This is a genomic window from Psychrobacter sp. 1U2 (assembly GCF_051847575.1).
The window spans coordinates 1-1,931 of the sequence record NZ_JBPYDC010000093.1 but is presented as its reverse complement, the minus strand read 5'-3'; the positions used below and the strand labels follow the sequence as shown (position 1 = coordinate 1,931).

The 1,931-nt window shown below is 39.3% G+C and carries 2 protein-coding genes; one reads left to right on the top strand and one right to left on the bottom strand.

Features of this window, described 5'->3' with window-relative positions:
* Positions 1–151: 151 nt before the first annotated feature.
* Positions 152–568, bottom strand: coding sequence for an organic hydroperoxide resistance protein (locus ACS8FD_RS13415; protein WP_439262639.1), 417 nt, complete (start codon positions 566–568; stop codon positions 152–154).
* A 299-nt stretch (positions 569–867) separates the two neighbouring features.
* Between ACS8FD_RS13415 and ACS8FD_RS13410 the strand changes: the two genes are divergently transcribed.
* Complete coding sequence (locus ACS8FD_RS13410) at positions 868–1,788, top strand: hypothetical protein (protein WP_439262637.1); 921 nt, start codon at positions 868–870, stop codon at positions 1,786–1,788.
* The last annotated feature ends 143 nt before the right edge of the window (positions 1,789–1,931 follow it).

Genomic DNA, 1,931 nt, shown 5'->3' with positions numbered 1-1,931 from the left:
TATAACGATAAAATCAGCGCGTGCCGAATGGCTCAAAAGTTAAAATGTATATGACTATAAGCGTTATTTAACTATAAAGGTTAAAAACAACAAAGCCCAGACTTGCTGGGCTTTGCTAACAACAGTTCTGTTTATCAACTCATGATACAGCTTAGCTTTTTACTTCTGAAGTCACTTCAACATCAATATTACCACGTGTCGCCTTTGAGTACGGGCAGACTTGATGAGCCTTTTCAACGAGTTTTTGGAACTCATCAGCAGACAGGTCGGTATTTTCGCCAGTCACATGAATTTTTGCTGCTAACTTGTAGTCATGCCCTTCACCTTGTAGCAAATCTACTTCTATTTGAGTAGTCGAATCAAATTTGGCTTTTTCCATTTGTTTGACTGCACCAAGTGCGCTATCGAAACAGGCGCTATAGCCCATGGCGAATAGCTGCTCTGGGTTATTACCTTCTTTTCCAGAACCTGGCGCTACCATATTGATGCTGAGATCACTATCAGCTAAGCTGGCTGAACCTGCACGGCCGCCAGTAGTAGTAGCTTTAGTAGAGTATAAAGTTTTCATAACACATCCTTTGTTGTCAGTTTTTATAGTAAACACATTTTGTTGGTCATTAAGTTGATTAGCATAACAAATTTTTAACACGACTCTATATAGCGGTGGTAAATCTATACTATGAATTTGTAAGTCAATCTTTTAGGTTGGTAAGTAAAGTACTCGCTTCATGTGGTCGCAGCTTGGTGATTAGTGTAAGCTAATAGTAGCCGTTAAACGATGATAGATTAGGCGGTAGCCACTTCCTTTACATTTAGTGAAATAGCTTTTAACAACGTTCCATTACTGACAAATAAGGATGCCTAGCGATGAAAAAAACACACAAACAACTCTTTGCACCGCTTGCTATTTCTTTATTAGCGATTGGGCTTGTTGGGTGTGACGAGGAAGACAATGGCATTTTTGGCTCAAGCAATAACAATGAGCTGACGCTGACAAGTTTTGATAAAGGCATTGATCGTCAAACTGGTAGAGAAGCTGTGGCGCGTATTGATACCGAATATAGCGAGGGTGAGCGTGATATTGATGTAACCAACATTTTAGGAAGTTTTAGCGCGCAAAATATTGATGATTTAGAACGATCGATAGTGTTATCGAATAACTTTGAGGGCACGCTTGAAGATCGCTATATTAAGGTCAACGGACGTACTATCAGACAGCCAATTTATGAGTTGAATAGTAGTAATAATTTAAGTTATGAAACCATTTATAGAACATTAGATCTGTCTGGAGTCAGCGCTGGTAGTTATAGTCTTGGCAATAATTTGGCTAGTAGCCGAGGGATTCTCACTGATTTGAATAATTATCCAAACATTCCACCAAATGTAGAGTTTCCAACAGGTTCTGTTTGTTATATCCCTGTGACGACCAGTGACCGCTCGTTTTTTATTTTCAATGATAAAGATAAAACCCGTTATGATAATCTTGATGACTGGGTTGATATGAGCGAAAATCGTTTTAGCGATAATCGAAATTTTAGTACCACTCGCTCAGATACGGGTATCAATAATCAACTAAAAACTGCTCAGGTTAGATATTTTGCCTTTGACAATGAACCAGAATATATATTCAGAGCTGTCGATTATGACGACCGTATCTATGAAGCCGATTACATTGACAGTAATGCACCGCGCCCCAACGAAAACAGCAGACGCGGGGTGGTTGATTGCACTTTAGTTAATGAGGTAGCGGCTGACTTCTTAGAAGACCAAATCAACCGCTACTATTAATAGCTGTTTTGGCATTTACATAAACGTTGATTATGTACTATCGAAGATGACATCAGTTATGTGCAGCTTGCCATGCACTCATTGAACCAAGATAAATATCGATATTATCAAAGCCTTGGCTTGCAAGCCATCCTGCTGCGACT